This is a genomic window from Enterobacter sp. N18-03635, from assembly GCF_004006055.1.
Lineage (GTDB): Bacteria > Pseudomonadota > Gammaproteobacteria > Enterobacterales > Enterobacteriaceae > Enterobacter > Enterobacter vonholyi.
Genome location: NZ_CP034769.1, coordinates 89,149 through 106,205, shown reverse-complemented (window position 1 = coordinate 106,205; position 17,057 = coordinate 89,149). Strand labels below are relative to the sequence as shown.

At 54.8% G+C, this 17,057-nt stretch carries 16 protein-coding genes; 8 read left to right on the top strand and 8 right to left on the bottom strand.

Annotation, left to right across the window (positions count from 1 at the left end):
- Positions 1-142: 142 nt before the first annotated feature.
- The 6 genes from ELK40_RS01190 to ELK40_RS01165 all read right to left on the bottom strand — a co-directional run bounded on the left by ELK40_RS01190 (position 143) and on the right by ELK40_RS01165 (position 4,699).
- Positions 143-667, bottom strand: coding sequence for a hypothetical protein (locus ELK40_RS01190; protein WP_127729103.1), 525 nt, complete (start codon positions 665-667; stop codon positions 143-145).
- Positions 668-937: 270 nt separating this feature from the next.
- Positions 938-1,963: a tyrosine-type recombinase/integrase gene (locus ELK40_RS01185; protein WP_127729101.1), complete on the bottom strand. Its 1,026-nt coding sequence runs from the start codon at positions 1,961-1,963 to the stop codon at positions 938-940.
- Positions 1,964-1,973: 10 nt separating this feature from the next.
- Complete coding sequence (locus ELK40_RS01180) at positions 1,974-2,531, bottom strand: hypothetical protein (protein WP_127729099.1); 558 nt, start codon at positions 2,529-2,531, stop codon at positions 1,974-1,976.
- 16 nt (positions 2,532-2,547) lie between these two features.
- On the bottom strand, positions 2,548-2,901 hold the full coding sequence (locus tag ELK40_RS01175; RefSeq protein WP_127729098.1) for a hypothetical protein: 354 nt from the start codon (positions 2,899-2,901) through the stop codon (positions 2,548-2,550).
- Positions 2,902-2,905: 4 nt separating this feature from the next.
- Positions 2,906-3,970: a hypothetical protein gene (locus ELK40_RS01170; protein WP_127729096.1), complete on the bottom strand. Its 1,065-nt coding sequence runs from the start codon at positions 3,968-3,970 to the stop codon at positions 2,906-2,908.
- A 51-nt stretch (positions 3,971-4,021) separates the two neighbouring features.
- Positions 4,022-4,699 carry a hypothetical protein gene (locus ELK40_RS01165; RefSeq protein WP_127729094.1) on the bottom strand — a complete coding sequence of 226 codons (678 nt, stop codon included), beginning with the start codon at positions 4,697-4,699 and terminating at the stop codon, positions 4,022-4,024.
- A gap of 557 nt (positions 4,700-5,256) precedes the next feature.
- Here ELK40_RS01165 and ELK40_RS01160 point away from each other — a divergent pair.
- Together ELK40_RS01160 and ELK40_RS01155 are read left to right on the top strand one after the other, a co-directional pair.
- Complete coding sequence (locus ELK40_RS01160; protein ID WP_127729092.1) at positions 5,257-5,445, top strand: hypothetical protein; 189 nt, start codon at positions 5,257-5,259, stop codon at positions 5,443-5,445.
- A gap of 340 nt (positions 5,446-5,785) precedes the next feature.
- Positions 5,786-6,403: a trimeric intracellular cation channel family protein gene (locus ELK40_RS01155; RefSeq protein WP_023334014.1), complete on the top strand. Its 618-nt coding sequence runs from the start codon at positions 5,786-5,788 to the stop codon at positions 6,401-6,403.
- A 2-nt stretch (positions 6,404-6,405) separates the two neighbouring features.
- Here ELK40_RS01155 and ligB read toward each other — a convergent pair whose 3' ends face one another.
- Positions 6,406-8,076 carry an NAD-dependent DNA ligase LigB gene (gene ligB / locus ELK40_RS01150; protein WP_127729090.1) on the bottom strand — a complete coding sequence of 557 codons (1,671 nt, stop codon included), beginning with the start codon at positions 8,074-8,076 and terminating at the stop codon, positions 6,406-6,408.
- A 251-nt stretch (positions 8,077-8,327) separates the two neighbouring features.
- Between ligB and gmk the strand changes: the two genes are divergently transcribed.
- Genes gmk through recG form a run of 5 tightly spaced genes read left to right on the top strand, consistent with a single transcriptional unit; the run spans position 8,328 to position 14,194 of the window.
- On the top strand, positions 8,328-8,951 hold the full coding sequence (gene gmk / locus ELK40_RS01145; protein WP_010426438.1) for a guanylate kinase: 624 nt from the start codon (positions 8,328-8,330) through the stop codon (positions 8,949-8,951).
- A 54-nt stretch (positions 8,952-9,005) separates the two neighbouring features.
- On the top strand, positions 9,006-9,281 hold the full coding sequence (gene rpoZ / locus ELK40_RS01140) for a DNA-directed RNA polymerase subunit omega (RefSeq protein ID WP_000135058.1): 276 nt from the start codon (positions 9,006-9,008) through the stop codon (positions 9,279-9,281).
- Between the two features lie 19 nt (positions 9,282-9,300).
- Positions 9,301-11,415, top strand: coding sequence for a bifunctional GTP diphosphokinase/guanosine-3',5'-bis pyrophosphate 3'-pyrophosphohydrolase (spoT, locus tag ELK40_RS01135; RefSeq protein WP_111964293.1), 2,115 nt, complete (start codon positions 9,301-9,303; stop codon positions 11,413-11,415).
- Between the two features lie 4 nt (positions 11,416-11,419).
- Positions 11,420-12,109 (top strand): tRNA (guanosine(18)-2'-O)-methyltransferase TrmH, encoded by a 690-nt coding sequence (gene trmH, locus ELK40_RS01130; RefSeq protein ID WP_047059694.1) that lies wholly within the window; start codon positions 11,420-11,422, stop codon positions 12,107-12,109.
- Positions 12,110-12,112: 3 nt separating this feature from the next.
- On the top strand, positions 12,113-14,194 hold the full coding sequence (recG, locus tag ELK40_RS01125; RefSeq protein WP_127729088.1) for an ATP-dependent DNA helicase RecG: 2,082 nt from the start codon (positions 12,113-12,115) through the stop codon (positions 14,192-14,194).
- A gap of 2 nt (positions 14,195-14,196) precedes the next feature.
- Here recG and gltS read toward each other — a convergent pair whose 3' ends face one another.
- Complete coding sequence (gene gltS, locus ELK40_RS01120; protein WP_127729086.1) at positions 14,197-15,399, bottom strand: sodium/glutamate symporter; 1,203 nt, start codon at positions 15,397-15,399, stop codon at positions 14,197-14,199.
- 225 nt (positions 15,400-15,624) lie between these two features.
- On the opposite strand from gltS, the gene xanP reads away from it, so the two are divergent.
- Positions 15,625-17,016, top strand: coding sequence for a xanthine/proton symporter XanP (gene xanP / locus ELK40_RS01115; protein ID WP_127729084.1), 1,392 nt, complete (start codon positions 15,625-15,627; stop codon positions 17,014-17,016).
- Positions 17,017-17,057: the final 41 nt, after the last annotated feature.

Genomic DNA, 17,057 nt, shown 5'->3' with positions numbered 1-17,057 from the left:
AAGCGAAGACGCCGCCTTGCCGTTCAGGGCTGTACTACGCGTGTGGGGGAAGAATATGGCAGAAGGGCTAAGTTACAGACTTGGAAAAGTGCCTTTTAGGATTTGGCAGGTAAATCCAGATATTAATGGCGGTGTTTAAGGCTCACCAGTACCGCCGGACAGTACTTAGCGAACATGACAGGCTTTCTGCTGCCAGCACCTGAGTTAATCCTGACCGTTTACAGCATTGTACCGCCTCACGCCGCTGCGCTCTAATCCGCTCAAGACGTACAGCACCATCAGTAACCCGGCGCGTTCTCTGCTTTCGCTGCTCATGTCGAATCACCCGCTGCCTTTCCCTTTCCGCCTCTGCGGCTATCAGTATTTTTCTGGCCTCGATGTCTTCCGGATAATTGTTGTACCAGTTGCGTTCGCGATACTGTGCTGGCCTGCTCCTGCTGAGTTTCGCTTCTTCGATCAGGCGCAGTATCACCCCATTGGCGATATCGCTGCGTGCTCTCAATTTCCTGACGGCTTTTTCAGAAACTCCAAAGTGGAAAGCCACCCGGTGATTACTCATAGCACGGTGCAGGTTCAGTACCGTGCGTAATACGTCAGTAAAGGTCTCCTCCGTCCACCAGATCCCCTTAAACCGGAAGCCATTTTCAGCGGCTGCTAAAACGTTCATTTTTTCTCACTCTGTCTACCATCGGAAAAAAACGGGACGTGTTCACGAACCCTCAAAAAGTCCGCGGCGTATCGATAACGGTAGAATGCGGCCTGAGCTCATGTGATATGCCGCACTTTGTCGGGCTACAGGCCGCGTCATTCCTCATTTCTCCGCATTTTTTTGCTCACCCGTCCGGAAAGCGTGAAAAAGTGCGGTATTATCCAAAAATGGCCGGATCGTCGCTTACAGTCGATGAACCCGCATCACACCGGGAAAGTAAGGAGTTTACTATATTCTCCTTACCCCTCCTCTCAGAGCGTTCTTGAGTGACGGTTTTTCGCGGAAAAGATGCCCGTAAATATTCAACGTCACAGACGGCCGGGAGTGGCCCACCATGTCCGACACGTCCAGAATATCAACGCCGTTTTTTACCAGGCTGGACACCGCAAAATGCCTCAGGTCATGAAAGCGCGCTATCCCGAATTCAGAGAGCAGGCGTTTCATCACGCCGGATGTGCTGTAGTTCAGGCTCAGCCTCTGTCCGTTGCTTCCGGCAATCAGCGGTGTATCCGTTCCCAGCAGCGTTTTATCGAGGCACTCATACAGGCCAACCGGCATATCGACGGAACGGCCCCTGCCGCGCTTTCTGCCCCGGATAATCCCTCGCGAAGTCAGATGGCAGCGAACCTGTATTTCGTCAGCGCTCACATCCCGATAGGTTAACGCCAGCACTTCGCTGATACGCAGGCCGCAAGCCGCGCCCAGCCAGATAGCAATCCTTTCGCGCCGCTCTGCGCGATCCAGCATGGCTAACACGGTATCTTCATCCGGGATTTGCCACGGCCTGTCTGCCGGAGATCGGCTCTGGCGAACCGGATTATGCGCAATCATCCCGGAACGCATGAGATAAGCAAAAGCCGCGCCGATGTACACCAGCGACTGTCGGTTAAGCCGCTCGCTAAGCTGGCGTGAAGTGATTTTATTCAGGTTTTTATTCAGCAGGTCAGACGGAAGGTTTAGCAGGCAATAGCGGTAGCGGTCGTAACTGGTTGCCCTGATCCTGTTCCGGTTCAGCCTGTCACGCTGATATCCCAGCCAGAACCAGGACAGTTTCTGCAGCGTCCAGCGTTTTACCGCCTCCGCATTGTCTGCCGTTCGCCAGTCAAGGGCTGCCACTTCCAGTTGATACAGCAGCGCCGCCGCATCGTCGATGCTGTGAAAGGTATTGCGTCGCCCGGTACGGGTTTCTTTATCCAGCCAGTTAACGACATAACGCAGGCGCTTTCCGGCGCCAACCTCACGGATAGATGCCATATTATCCCCCCTAAATATCCAGCAGCGGTAAGGCCAGAGGTTGCCAGCTAAATATCGTTACAGGATTTTCATCGTTTCGCTGGCGGATCATGTTGATGAGAATATCCGCACGGGGTGATGACCTCATAAGAGTGGCCAGAACTGTATTATCTGACTCATCGGGGTTTCTCGCTCGATATTCGTTAATCTCATCGCCTACCAGATTTTTGAGCAGAGCATTACCTGTCAAATCAGGTCTTTCCCTACGGATGCTATCAAACTGTGCAGCAGCATTCTGGCGAATTGGGATATAAATCCGATCCTCCAGTTCTCGCAGCTCGCGATGTATATTCATCATGCGAGCCCTGTTACCCCCGAGATTTTCCACTCGGTCGAGTAGCTCGTCGACGAGGCCCAGAAATGCAGGAAGCTTTTCGTCGGGTATAACGTCAGCTGAGAGATAACTTATCAGAAGCATAATTCTTGCTCTGATACGTTCAACGGCGGTCACATCCCCGTTTACAGATTTATCGGCAAGGTTCTGCCGATATGCTGGTAAGTTTCCGATATGATCAGGTAAACCGTCCATCTAAGTTACCGTCCGATTAATCAGGCACTTTTTTACACGGGAAAGAGCCGATGATTCTCGGCGCATCCATGCTGTTCTGCAGCAGCTGGACGTTCAGGAAAGCTTTTCCTTTGCGCTTCACGAACTCAAAGCCGTAATTGTTCCCGTCACGCGCTGGCATCAGACTCATATTCCAAACCGCATTTGCTTCATCGCCTGCAGCCCCAAGATATTTAACTTTTTGGCTTGTGACCAATTCACCATTCACGCGAGTTAACCCTTCGCTATCGTCGATAGTCAGGCGATAACCACCACATTGAATAGCAGCGTTGGAAATTAAGGGAATGAAAAGCAAACTTGTTAAAGCTACTTTCTTAATATTAATTTTCATTGTCCTAGAGTCCTTTTTCCTGTGCTGATTTAGTCTTAATGTCTGCCGCGCCACGCGCTTCGCACATCATATCCATGTACCACGCTTGGCCCCTTGTGTCGCCAGTGTACATAATGCCTTTCACAACATAAACGCCATCTGTTGCGATGCTGGCAGGCTGCGCCGTGGTGCCGCTGAGCGTGATATTGCCGTCCGTGTTCTGGTCCGTGATTTGCCCGCCAGCCATAGCGATATCGTTGTTTGATAGCGCGGTGCGATACACGGAACCTTGATCCAGCTGAATGAGCCCGTTAATTCGAATATTCGGATTAATCAGTGCGCGAACGTTCACGCCGTTGCCGATGGTCTGCTGCGGCATCCCGATAAGCCCGGTAGCGCTGTTGAGCACAATGGCGTCGTGCATATACTCACCTTCTGGCAGCATATTTAGCTGTCCGTCCACGAACTGCCAGGTCGCTCCGCATTGTGCGGCCACGTTGTCCATCAGGTGTCTGGTCAAGCCAAACAGTGCGCGGCCCCGAGGGAACACTGTAGGGGGGAATACTGGAGTGCGACCGACAGTTGCGCCTTTGGCCTCAAAGTCTTTCATTAAAAGATTGAACATGTCTTCTGTCGTGTAGCCAGCCGCCAGTGTCTGCGAGGTGATGCTGGTAGCAAACGCCAGATCCGTATCGGCTGCCTGAATCAGGACGTAGGAGTCAATGGGGCTGTCTTTTCCTGTGACCGAGTAGCGAATTTCTCCGCTGAAAATCAGCCCGTAGTTGCGGCCATCACTCTGGCCCACGTCCGCAGCGTCAACTTCCCGCGCCGTTCCGACGCTGTTGGCCGACACTTCTGGCGCGATGCCGTCATAGCCCGCAATCAGCCGCACTTTCGAAAACTCCTGCCCGGTGATGCGGTTCACCGTATCAGCCGACAGGTTGTAAATTTTGAACGTTCCCACCCGCGACGCGCTGCTGATGTTGAACCAGTCGATCGTAAAGGTAACTTTAAAATCGCTGAGCTCAATGCCCTTCCCGTTGTCGTCCACCAGCTGTAATTCAAAGTGACGCATCCAGTTTTGTGACATGTTCATACCCCTTTAAAAAAGTAAACCCGGCCTAATCGCCGGGTGTGAGAGTTAATAATGATTGGCGTATGGGCGCATGTGCTTATCGATGGTTTTTTGTCTTTCCTTCTCATCGACTTTCTGCTGCTCCCAGTGCTGATCAAGCTGACGTTGAAGCTGAATGTTTTTATTCACATCAGCATCGAAATCCCGGCGCTTTTGAGCCGCTTCTTTAGCATTGATACTAGGGATATATGGTTTCGATTTGATGTTGTTCGCCTCCATGTATTCCCCGGCAATTTCCAGTAACGAGACAGCCTCACTCCGTGGAATATTTTCAGGCAACGTATAGCCGGAAATGGCTTTCAGAACAGCAATGGGCACAAAGCGAAGTGCCTCAATGGCGATGTTTTCCGGGTTGCGTTCAACGCCAACCGTGAAATCTGGCACGGCTTTCCATACTGACTTGAGAAACTCAGCATGGGATTGAGGCGGCTGGCCTGAGCCTGCAGGCTGCTGATCGCCAGTTCTTTTCTTTAGCCGGTCTGCTGTTCGGTTGGCGGCCGCTGCGCGGTTTTCAGCGGCGATAATGCGATCATTCGCTTCTGCTAAGGCTTTAACGATGGTTGTCATGAAGTCTGCAGATGCGGGGTCTGTAGGGAATTGAATCTCCGTATCATTATCAAAATTTGCAGTAATGATTACGCCAGATCCGGAAGGGGTCGCATTAAAGCGAGTCATGTTTGGCATGGTCAAATTGTCCTGTAACCTCGACGGGATTGTCGGTATGAATATTATACTTCAAAACCACAAAAACAGATACAAACACAACAATCAACCGTAAAAAGTGGTAAATGGGTGTAGAGTTCTGCTATTCTGAATGGGTGAGGGGTGATGTCCTCCAGATTGCATAACGTGATACTAAGCAAAGCCCGCGCCTCCTTTCGCGGGCTTTTTTTCGTCCTTTATCCAGATTAAGCCGGTCAAACGTGGCGATCCTCTAACGGGAAGAAAAGTTTTAGCTTGATGTTTTCGAGTTAATTTGATGCTGGAAGTGGGTGTTTGATTGGTCGGATAACCTGGGAAATGAGTAGGGTACTCTACCCACAGGTAGACGATAGTAGATAACTTAAAAAAAGTTCTCTACCCACTTAAAGCCTTGTGACACAAGGGATAGAGGTCATTAGGTAGAGAGGTAGATAACCCCAGCCCATTTCTGCAAAACACGGAAAACGAAGGGGCGGTTGTACCCTACAATTGCCTAAAAATTATTCGCTAAGTGACCAATTGCTTGAGGAGTGATTTACATGCTGAAATCCGAGGTGATCGAAGCTGTGATAACTGAAATGGTAACGATGAAGGGATGCGAGTTAGACGCGTCTGATCTGCTAGAGATTCGTTGCCGAGTGGCCGGTACGCTTGCTGCAAAAAAACGCCATCACCAGCGCATGACCGCGCCAGAATATCAGTGGAGAAAGCCATCACCGAGGCGTTAAAGGTCAATATTCCGTTACTTACTCTGGCTGAAAAGGTGTACCCAAGGGTGTACACAAAGTAAAAAACAAAAAACAAAAATACAGATAAATAGAGCCTCCAAAGCCAACACTCAACAAACAGATCCAATCGAGTAATGCATTTCGGGTGGTGTCGATGGCGCCACCCATTACTATTTCTAATCCATTCCTGCATCTTTTTTTGTTTTTTACCGCCGCTCATCAAGCTTTTTCAACATATCCTGATAAAAATTTATAGGGCAAATCAGGTCGCCTTAGAAAATCTCAATCGTGATCTTGCGCACAAATCGCTAACCTCCCACGCGTTCACACCGGAGGGTATATGCTGCTTCACATCCTTTATCTCATTGGCATCACCGCAGAAGCCATGACCGGCGCACTTGCCGCCGGACGTCGCCGTATGGACACCTTCGGCGTAATCATTATTGCTACAGCGACCGCACTGGGCGGCGGTTCCGTGCGCGATATTCTGCTTGGCCATTACCCGCTCGGCTGGGTTAAACACCCTGAGTACGTGATTATCGTGGCAACGGCCGCCGTGTTAACCACCATCGTGGCGCCCGTTATGCCCCATCTTCGCCGCCTGTTCCTGGTGCTTGATGCGCTGGGGCTGATCGTATTTTCGATCATCGGTGCGCAAATCGCGCTCGATATGGGGGAAGGCCCGGTAATCGCCACCATTGCTGCCGTGGTCACGGGCGTATTCGGCGGCGTGCTGCGAGATATGTTCTGCAAACGCATCCCCCTGGTCTTTCAAAAAGAGCTGTATGCTGGCATTTCCTTTGCGGCAGCGGTGCTTTATATCGCTCTGCAGCATTATGTTTCTAACCATGACGTGGTGGTCATCTCGACGCTGCTGTTTGGCTTTACGGCCCGCATGCTGGCGCTGCGTCTGAAGCTCGGGCTGCCCGTTTTTCATTACAAACACAGCGCACACTAGCTTCAGAACCCATTGATGTGCTGTTCAGCGAGCCATTTCGCCAGCACATCAATTTGAGGCGCGTGCAGCCAGTTAATGATTTGTCGCGCTTTCTCCTCTCCCGTTCCCGGCAGGGTCTGCCAGTCCTTTGCGTTGCGCCCGCTCATCTTCTGCCACGATATGTCTCCCATTGCCTTCAGCGAAGACTGCGACATTGGCACACCCAATGCCATGAGCCAGCGGATAAAAGGCTTCTCGCGCACCAGATTAAATCGGTGCCAGAGCGCCAGCCCGCGCGCAGAGGAAAATCCCGGTACAGCCTGCAGCTGCGCCTGCGTTAATAACAGCCACGAAAAGAGATGTTCAAAATGATGCGCCTGCCAGAGGGTTCGCCAGCCTGACTCGCCTAATCCATCAATATCAAGTACCTGCTTTGAACTAAGCCAGGTCAGTCGGGCAAAGAACTGTTCCATACACTCCGGTGAAGCATAGAAACAGCTAAGAGAATGATAACGTGGGGCCGGAGGCTCTGGTTTATGTCTGTCACTCCCGCGCCAGAGCACCTTATCAAATCGGGGGATACCTTGCCCGGCCAGGCTGATCTGGATCTGATCCCCCGGGGCAATATCCAGCCCCTGCCAGCGCTCAACCGAGCCCAGACTCACCCGCTGCACCTGTTTATCATCCAGTTGCACGGGTTCCAGCGCTGCTACAACGGAAATTTTGCCCGTTCGTCCCACGGAAAAATGAATATCACTCACCTCGGCGACCTGGGCTGCAGGAGGATATTTCCACGCGAGGACCCAGCTGCCTTCTCCCGGTAACCAATCTTCGCCCGCGGGTTCATTCTCCGAACGCACCACAATGCCATCCGTGGCAAAGGGTAATGCGGTTACGTGCCAGGCCGCGCGCTGTTTCTCGACGGCATCAACAGAATCGGCGGGTAACGTATACCGTGCCGACAGCGTAAAACCAGCCTGAGACAGTTCAGCTAGAGATGTATGCATCTCTTTCGGTCCGTCCGGCCAGGCCCAGATGAATACGCCGAGCTTATTCGATAGCGCGTTATCCTTTTGCCGCATCATCGCACCCGCAACTTTTGCGCGAGCATTCATACCGCCCATCTGCCGCTGAACGTGATTGTCGCTTAACCAGAAAAGCTCGCCCTGTAAGACGCTATTTGCCAACTTGCCGGTGAGCTTTTGCGGAACAGACGGGATTAAACGTACCTTATCGGTCCAGTCTTCCCCTTTCAGGCCATCACCTCGACTGATGGCCTGGGTCAACTTTCCGTCACGATAGACCAGCGTTACCGCCACACCGTCAACTTTGGGCTGCATCCACAGATGTTGCCGAGCGAGCATCCACTGTCTCAGAGCCTCTTTGCTGGCCACTTTATGTACGCCAGTATGGGCGACAGGATGTTTTACGCTCCCCGTCAGATTAGGGAGTTTCTCTTCTGAAGGCTCGCTGCCGAAACAGTGCTGCCACTGCGTTAACCGCCCGTGAAGCTGGTCGTAAACTTCGTCGTTGACCTCGCTCACCCCCTCCTTCCAATAAGCGTTATCCCAGCGTTTGATTTGCGCGCTTAACGACGCCATCTCTTTCTCTGCTTTTGCCTGCGACCACACTGGGCAAACCGCCGCGCCATAGCCACACCACAACAACATTACCCCGCTTATCCATCGCCACATCGCTACCCCTCCTTTGCATTGCAGGAGGTATACCCTGATGCCTGAAGCAACGCTAACGGCAACGTTTCACAATGCGAGACGCTATCCGGTATTTCTTTTGGTGGCTGAAAACCCCAGATAAAACCTGAAAACGGCACGCAAAATTCAATAATCCAGGGGAAAAAGTGTGACAAAGGCTACGTCACACGGCGGTGACGTGTATAATAAGCCCGTATGTAGGACTTCTTCGTTAACACATACAAAAGACTCTCATGGCTCAAGGCACGCTTTATATTGTTTCTGCCCCTAGCGGCGCGGGTAAATCCAGCCTTATTCAGGCACTGTTAAAAACCCAACCGTTGTACGACACACAGGTTTCTGTTTCTCATACCACGCGAGCGCCGCGTCCGGGTGAAGTGCACGGTGAACACTATTTCTTTGTGGATCACGACGAATTCAGAGCGATGATCGGCAGAGACGCGTTTCTTGAACACGCTGAAGTCTTCGGTAATTACTACGGTACCTCGCGTGAAACCATTGAGCAGGTTCTGGCCACGGGCGTGAATGTGTTCCTGGATATCGACTGGCAGGGTGCGCAGCAAATTCGCAAGAAAATGCCTGACTCCCGCAGTATCTTTATTTTACCGCCATCGAAAGATGAGCTGGATCGCCGCCTGCGTGGGCGCGGCCAGGACAGCGAAGAAGTGATCGCAAAGCGTATGGAACAGGCTGTTGCAGAAATGAGCCATTACGCGGAATATGATTACCTAATTGTGAATGATGATTTTGATGCCGCGCTGAGCGATCTCAAAACCATTCTTCGTGCAGAACGTCTGCGTATGAGCCGCCAGAAGCAGCGACATGACGCATTAATCACCAAACTGTTGGCAGACTGAACCCACTTTCAGTATCATGCCCAGTCATTTCTTCACCTGTGGAGCATTTTAAGTATGGCACGCGTAACTGTTCAGGACGCTGTAGAGAAAATTGGTAACCGTTTTGACCTGGTGCTGGTCGCCGCGCGTCGCGCTCGTCAGATGCAGGTAGGCGGTAAAGATCCGCTGGTACCGGAAGAAAACGATAAAACCACCGTTATTGCACTTCGCGAAATCGAAGAAGGTCTGATCAACAACCAGATCCTCGACGTGCGTGAGCGCCAGGAGCAGCAAGAGCAGGAAGCCGCAGAACTGCAGGCCGTAACCGCTATTGCTGAAGGTCGTCGTTAATTAAACCTGCGGGTCGCCCTTGTATCTGTTTGAAAGCCTGAATCAACTGATTCAAACCTACCTGCCTGAAGACCAGATTAAGCGTCTTCAGCAGGCGTATCTCGTTGCACGTGACGCTCACGAGGGCCAGACACGTTCAAGCGGTGAACCCTATATCACGCACCCGGTAGCGGTGGCCTGTATTCTGGCCGAGATGAAACTCGACTACGAAACGCTCATGGCCGCTCTGCTGCACGACGTGATCGAAGATACCCCTGCCACTTACCAAGACATGGAACAGCTGTTTGGCAAAAGCGTTGCCGAACTGGTGGAAGGGGTCTCTAAGCTTGATAAGCTGAATTTCCGCGACAAGAAAGAGGCGCAAGCCGAAAACTTCCGCAAGATGATTATGGCGATGGTGCAGGATATCCGCGTCATTCTCATCAAACTCGCTGACCGTACCCACAACATGCGCACGCTGGGCTCACTTCGTCCGGATAAACGTCGCCGCATTGCCCGTGAAACCCTCGAAATTTACAGCCCGCTGGCGCACCGTTTAGGTATTCACCACATTAAAACCGAGCTGGAAGAGCTGGGTTTTGAAGCGTTGTACCCGAACCGTTATCGCGTCATTAAAGAGGTGGTGAAAGCCGCACGCGGTAACCGTAAAGAGATGATTCAAAAAATCCTCTCTGAAATCGAAGGGCGCTTGCAGGAAGCGGGAATTCCGTGCCGCGTTAGCGGTCGCGAGAAACACCTGTACTCCATCTACTGCAAAATGGTGCTCAAAGAGCAACGTTTTCACTCGATCATGGATATCTACGCCTTCCGCGTGATCGTCCATGACTCGGACACCTGTTATCGCGTGCTGGGGCAGATGCACAGCCTCTACAAGCCGCGTCCGGGGCGCATGAAAGATTATATCGCCATTCCAAAAGCGAACGGCTATCAATCTTTGCACACCTCGATGATCGGGCCGCACGGCGTGCCTGTTGAGGTGCAAATTCGCACCGAAGACATGGACCAGATGGCAGAGATGGGTGTAGCCGCACACTGGGCCTATAAAGAGCACGGCGGCGAAAGCAGTACGACCGCACAAATCCGCGCCCAGCGCTGGATGCAGAGCCTGCTGGAACTTCAGCAGAGTGCGGGCAGCTCGTTTGAATTTATCGAGAGCGTTAAATCCGATCTCTTCCCGGATGAGATTTACGTTTTCACCCCAGAAGGTCGCATTGTCGAACTGCCTGCGGGCGCAACGCCGGTCGATTTCGCTTACGCCGTGCATACCGATATCGGGCATGCCTGCGTCGGCGCGCGCGTCGACAGGCAGCCTTATCCGCTGTCTCAGCCGCTCTCCAGCGGCCAGACGGTAGAAATTATTACCGCGCCGGGCGCACGTCCGAACGCGGCCTGGTTGAACTTTGTCGTAAGCTCCAAAGCACGCGCCAAAATTCGCCAGCTGCTGAAAAACCTCAAGCGTGATGATTCCGTCAGTCTGGGACGTCGGCTGCTCAACCACGCGTTGGGCGGTAGCCGTAAGCTGGCTGAGATCCCACCGGAGCATATCCAGCGCGAACTCGACCGAATGAAGCTCACGTCTCTGGACGATCTGCTGGCGGAAATTGGTCTGGGCAACGCTATGAGCGTCGTAGTAGCGAAAAACTTGCAGCAGGGCGAAGCGACACCTTCTGCTCCAGGCGCATCTGGCCATGCTCATTTGCCGATTAAAGGCGCGGACGGGGTACTGATCACCTTCGCAAAATGTTGCCGCCCAATTCCTGGCGACCCGATTATTGCGCACGTCAGCCCGGGCAAAGGGCTGGTTATCCACCATGAATCCTGTCGTAACATTCGCGGCTACCAGAAAGAAGCCGAGAAGTTTATGGCGGTCGAGTGGGATAAAGAGACCGCGCAGGAATTTATCACCGAAATTAAGGTGGATATGTTCAACCACCAGGGTGCCCTGGCGAACCTGACGGCAGCGATCAACACGGCCTCTTCCAACATTCAGAGTCTGAATACGGAAGAAAAAGATGGCCGCGTTTATAGCGCCTTTATTCGTCTGACCGCCCGCGACCGCGTACATCTGGCGAATATTATGCGCAAGATCCGCGTCATGCCGGACGTGATTAAAGTCACCCGAAACCGAAACTAGGTTTATGAATTCACAACGTTATGCACGTATCTGCGAAATGCTCGCCAGGCGTCAGCCTGACCTGACGGTCTGCATGGAGCAGGTGCATAAACCTCATAACGTCTCTGCCATCGTCCGTACCGCAGATGCTGTCGGTGTGCATGAAGTGCACGCCGTCTGGCCGGACGGCCGTATGCGAAATACGGTCTCAGCGGCGGCAGGCAGCAACAGCTGGGTGTCCGTCAAAAATCATCACACCATTGGCGAAGCCGTATCGCACCTGAAAGGGCGCGGGATGCAGATCCTTGCCACTAACCTGTCCGCTAAAGCCGTCGATTTCCGCGAGATCGACTACACCCGCCCGACCTGCATTTTAATGGGTCAGGAGAAAACCGGGATCTCCCAGGAAGCGCTGGATCTGGCGGATCGGGACATCATCATTCCGATGATCGGCATGGTCCAGTCTCTCAACGTCTCCGTGGCGTCCGCGCTCATTCTTTATGAAGCGCAGCGCCAGCGTCAGAACGCGGGGATGTACGAGCGCAGCAACAGCATGCTGCCGGAAGATGAACAGCAGCGCCTGCTGTTTGAAGGTGGTTATCCGGTGCTGGCTCGCGTTGCGAAGCAGAAAAAATTGCCTTACCCCCACGTCAACGCGCAGGGCGAAATTGAAGCCGATGCCGAGTGGTGGGCCACCATGCAGTACGCCGGGTAAGCGATGAAAGGCCGCCTGCTGGATGCCATCCCGCTTAACAGCCTGACGGGCGTGGGCGCGGCGCAAAGCAATAAGCTGGCGAAAATTGGTCTGCATACCGTGCAGGATCTCCTGCTTCACCTTCCGCTGCGTTACGAAGATCGCACCCAGCTCTATAAGATTGGCGATCTCCTTCCCGCCATTTACGCCACCGTTGAAGGCGAAGTACTGAACTGCAATATCACTTTCGGCGGACGCCGGATGATGACCTGCCAGATCAGCGACGGCACCGGCATCCTCACCATGCGTTTTTTCAACTTCAGCGCGGCGATGAAAAACAGCCTGGCGACGGGCCGCAGGGTGCTGGCCTATGGTGAAGCCAAACGCGGGAAATACGGCGCAGAGATGATCCACCCGGAGTACCGCGTGCAGGGCGATCTCAGCACGCCGGAACTGCAGGAGACGCTCACCCCGGTTTACCCGACGACCGAAGGCATCAAGCAGGCGACGCTGCGTAAGCTCACCGATCAGGCGCTGGAGCTGCTGGATACCTGCGCCATTACCGAGCTGCTGCCGCCCGAGCTGGCGCAGGGCATGATGAGCCTGCCCGAGGCGCTGCGAACCCTGCACCGTCCGCCGCCAACGCTGCAGCTCAGCGATTTAGAAAGCGGCAAACACCCCGCCCAACAGCGTCTTATCCTTGAGGAATTACTGGCGCATAACCTGAGCATGCTGGCGCTTCGTGCGGGCGCGCAGCGCTTCCACGCTCAGCCCTTAAGCCAGAATGATGCGCTCAAAGATAAGCTGCTGGCCTCTCTGCCGTTTAAACCCACCGGCGCGCAGGCGCGCGTCACCGCTGAGATTGAACGCGATATGGCGCTCGACGTGCCGATGATGCGCCTGGTGCAGGGCGATGTAGGGTCCGGTAAAACGCTGGTTGCCGCGCTGGCAGCCCTGCGCGCGATTGCCCACGGTAAACAGGTCGCGCTTATGGCGCCGACCGAGCTGCTGGCTGAACAGCACGCCAACAATTTCCGCGCCTGGTTCGCGCCGCTGGGGATTGAAGTGGGCTGGCTTGCCGGGAAGCAAAAAGGCAAAGCGCGACTTGCGCAGCAGGAAGCCATCGCCAGCGGGCAGGTGCAGATGATTGTCGGCACGCACGCTATCTTCCAGGAGCAGGTGCAGTTCAGCGGCCTTGCGCTGGTGATTATCGATGAACAACACCGCTTTGGCGTCCATCAGCGTCTTGCGCTGTGGGAAAAAGGCCTTCAACAGGGCTTCCATCCGCATCAGCTGATCATGACCGCCACGCCGATCCCGCGCACCCTGGCGATGACCGCCTACGCCGATCTGGATACCTCCACCATCGACGAACTGCCGCCGGGCCGTACCCCGGTCACAACGGTCGCCATTCCTGACACGCGTCGCAGCGATATTATTGACCGCGTGCGCAACGCCTGCACCCACGAAGGACGTCAGGCCTACTGGGTCTGTACGCTGATCGAGGAGTCTGAACTGCTGGAAGCGCAGGCTGCCGAAGCCACGTGGGAAGAACTCAAGCTGGCGCTGCCGGAGCTGAACGTGGGTCTGGTTCACGGACGTATGAAGCCCGCTGAAAAACAGTCGGTGATGCAGTCGTTTAAGCAGGGAGAGCTGCATTTGCTGGTCGCCACGACGGTCATTGAAGTGGGCGTGGACGTACCCAACTCCAGCCTGATGATTATCGAAAACCCGGAGCGCCTGGGCCTTGCCCAGCTCCACCAGCTGCGCGGACGTGTTGGCCGTGGCGCGGTAGCCTCCCACTGCGTCCTGCTCTACAAAGCCCCGCTCTCGAAAACAGCCCAGATGCGGTTGCAGGTGCTGCGCGACAGCAACGACGGTTTTGTGATTGCGCAAAAAGACCTGGAGATCCGCGGCCCGGGTGAACTGCTGGGCACGCGCCAGACGGGGAACGCGGAATTCAAAGTGGCGGATTTGCTGCGCGATCAGGCTATGATCCCGGAAGTTCAGCGCCTTGCGCGCCACATTCATGAAAGCTACCCCGAACAGGCGGCAGCGTTAATTGAGCGCTGGATGCCGGAAACCGAGCGGTATTCCAACGCCTGATTTCAGGCAAACATTGGCAGCATCAGGTATAGCTTGATCACCAGCGCGTTGACGATATCAATAAAGAACGCCCCGACCATCGGGACCACCAGAAACGCCATGTGCGATGGCCCGAACCGTTCTGTGATCGCCTGCATGTTAGCGATAGCCGTTGGGGTTGCCCCCAGACCAAACCCGCAGTGACCCGCCGCCAGCACCGCCGCATCGTAGTTTTTGCCCATCATGCGCCAGGTGACGAACATAGCGTACAGCGCCATAAACAGGGTTTGCACTGCCAGAATCGCCACCATCGGCAGCGCCAGCGAGGCCAGCTCCCATAGCTTGAGGCTCATCAGCGCCATCGCCAGGAACAGCGACAGGCAGACGTTGCCGAGCACCGACACCGCCCTTACAAACACGCGGTAGAAGCCCATCAGCGCCAGACCGTTGCTCAGGATCACCCCGATAAACAGCACGCAAACAAACGTCGGCAGCTCAAACGCGGAGCCCGCCAGCCATTGCGCAACCACTTTGCCCACGGTCAGGCAGATGGCGATCGTCGCGATGGTTTCAATCAGCACCAGCGAGGTGATACTGCGCCCAACGTCCGGCTTTTCAAAGGCAGTAGGCACCAGCTCATCGTCCGGCCTGCCGTCCGGCGTGGTAGAGTGCTTCACAAGATAACGCGCCACCGGGCCGCCAATCAGGCCACCCAGCACCAGGCCAAAGGTGGCACAGGCCATCGCTACTTCCGTCGCGTTTTCAAAGCCGTAGCGTTCGATGAATAGCTTGCTCCACGCGGCCCCGGTTCCGTGACCGCCCGAAAGGGTAATCGACCCCGCCAGCAGCCCCATCAGCGGATCCAGCCCCAGCAGCGTTGCCATGCCGATGCCAATGGCGTTTTGCATCAGCAGCAGCCCCACCACCACAATCAGGAATACGCCGAGCACCTTACCGCCCGAGCGCAGGCTCGCCAGGTTGGCGTTCAGGCCGATGGTGGCAAAGAAGGCCAGCATCAGCGGGTCTTTCAGGGACATATCAAAATCTATTTCCCAGCCCAGGCTTTTTTTCAGCACCAGCAGGGCCAGCGCTACCAGCAGGCCGCCGGCGACGGGTTCAGGAATGGTGTACTTTTTCAGAAGGGAAACGCTATGTACCAGCTTACGACCAAGCAGTAAGACCAGCGTTGCGGCAACAAGGGTCGACAACGTATCGAGATGAATCATAGAAGGCTCCTTTTTTGCGCGTGTTCCATACACACGCGGCGTTATCCTGGGCCGGTTTGCGCTCTTCATGAGCCCCCGGCGCAAAAAGTGTAATTTTTTTTTTCGATGCGTTGTAGAAAACCTGCTCACAGCGGCAGAATTTCTTGCCTTTTTTTGCTGGCAATCGTTTGCTTTTACCAGGTGGTCAGATAAAATGCCCGCTTTTCCACCGTGGGATTGCCGCCGATGTCCGTTAACACCATAGAGTCGCCTGATGCGCAACCGATTGCGCCGAAGCAAAATAGCGAACTGATTTACCGCCTTGAAGACCGCCCGCCGCTGCCGCAAACGCTTTTCGCCGCCTGCCAGCATCTTCTGGCTATGTTTGTTGCGGTGATCACTCCGGCGCTGCTGATTTGCCAGGCGCTCGGCTTACCGGCGCAGGACACGCAGCACATTATCAGCATGTCTCTTTTCGCCTCCGGCGTGGCCTCGATTATTCAAATTAAAGCGTGGGGTCCGGTGGGGTCGGGTTTGTTGTCGATTCAGGGCACCAGCTTTAACTTCGTGGCACCGCTGATCATGGGCGGTACGGCCCTGAAAACCGGCGGTGCGGATGTTCCGACCATGATGGCGGCGCTGTTCGGCACGCTGATGCTGGCCAGCTGTACGGAGATGGTGATCTCCCGCGTTCTGCATTTGGCTCGCCGCGTCATCACCCCGCTGGTTTCCGGCGTCGTCGTGATGATTATCGGCCTGTCGCTGATTCAGGTGGGCCTTACCTCCATCGGTGGCGGCTATGCCGCGATGAGCGACCACACCTTCGGCGCGCCGAAAAACCTGCTGCTGGCAGGCGTCGTGCTGGCCATCATTATTCTGCTTAACCGTCAGCGTAACCCTTACCTGCGCGTCGCCTCCCTAGTGATCGCCATGGCGGCGGGTTATCTGCTGGCGTGGGCGCTGGGCATGCTGCCGGAGAACACCGCGCCGACCAACAGCGCGCTGATCGTCGTCCCCACGCCTTTGTACTACGGTCTGGGCATTGACTGGGGTCTGCTCCTGCCGCTGATGCTGGTCTTTATGATCACCTCTCTGGAAACCATCGGCGACATCACCGCTACCTCAGACGTCTCCGAGCAGCCGGTGTCCGGCCCGCTGTACATGAAGCGACTGAAAGGCGGCGTGCTGGCGAACGGTCTGAACTCGTTTGTCTCTGCGGTATTCAACACCTTCCCGAACTCTTGCTTCGGTCAAAACAACGGCGTCATCCAGCTGACCGGCGTGGCCAGCCGCTACGTCGGTTTTGTAGTAGCGCTGATGCTGATCGTCCTCGGCCTGTTCCCGGCGGTAAGCGGCTTTGTGCAGCACATCCCTGAGCCGGTGCTGGGCGGCGCAACGCTGGTAATGTTCGGGACTATCGCAGCTTCCGGCGTGCGTATCGTCTCCCGCGAACCACTGAACCGCCGCGCGATCATGATTATCGCGCTGTCGCTGGCCGTTGGTCTGGGCGTTTCCCAGCAGCCGCTGATCCTGCAGTTTGCCCCTGACTGGGTGAAAAACCTGCTCTCTTCCGGCATTGCTGCGGGCGGTATCACCGCTATCGTGTTGAACCTCGTTTTCCCACCTGAGAAAAATTGATTTCTCTCACGGCAGGCAGTCAATGCCTGCCGTGACATCGA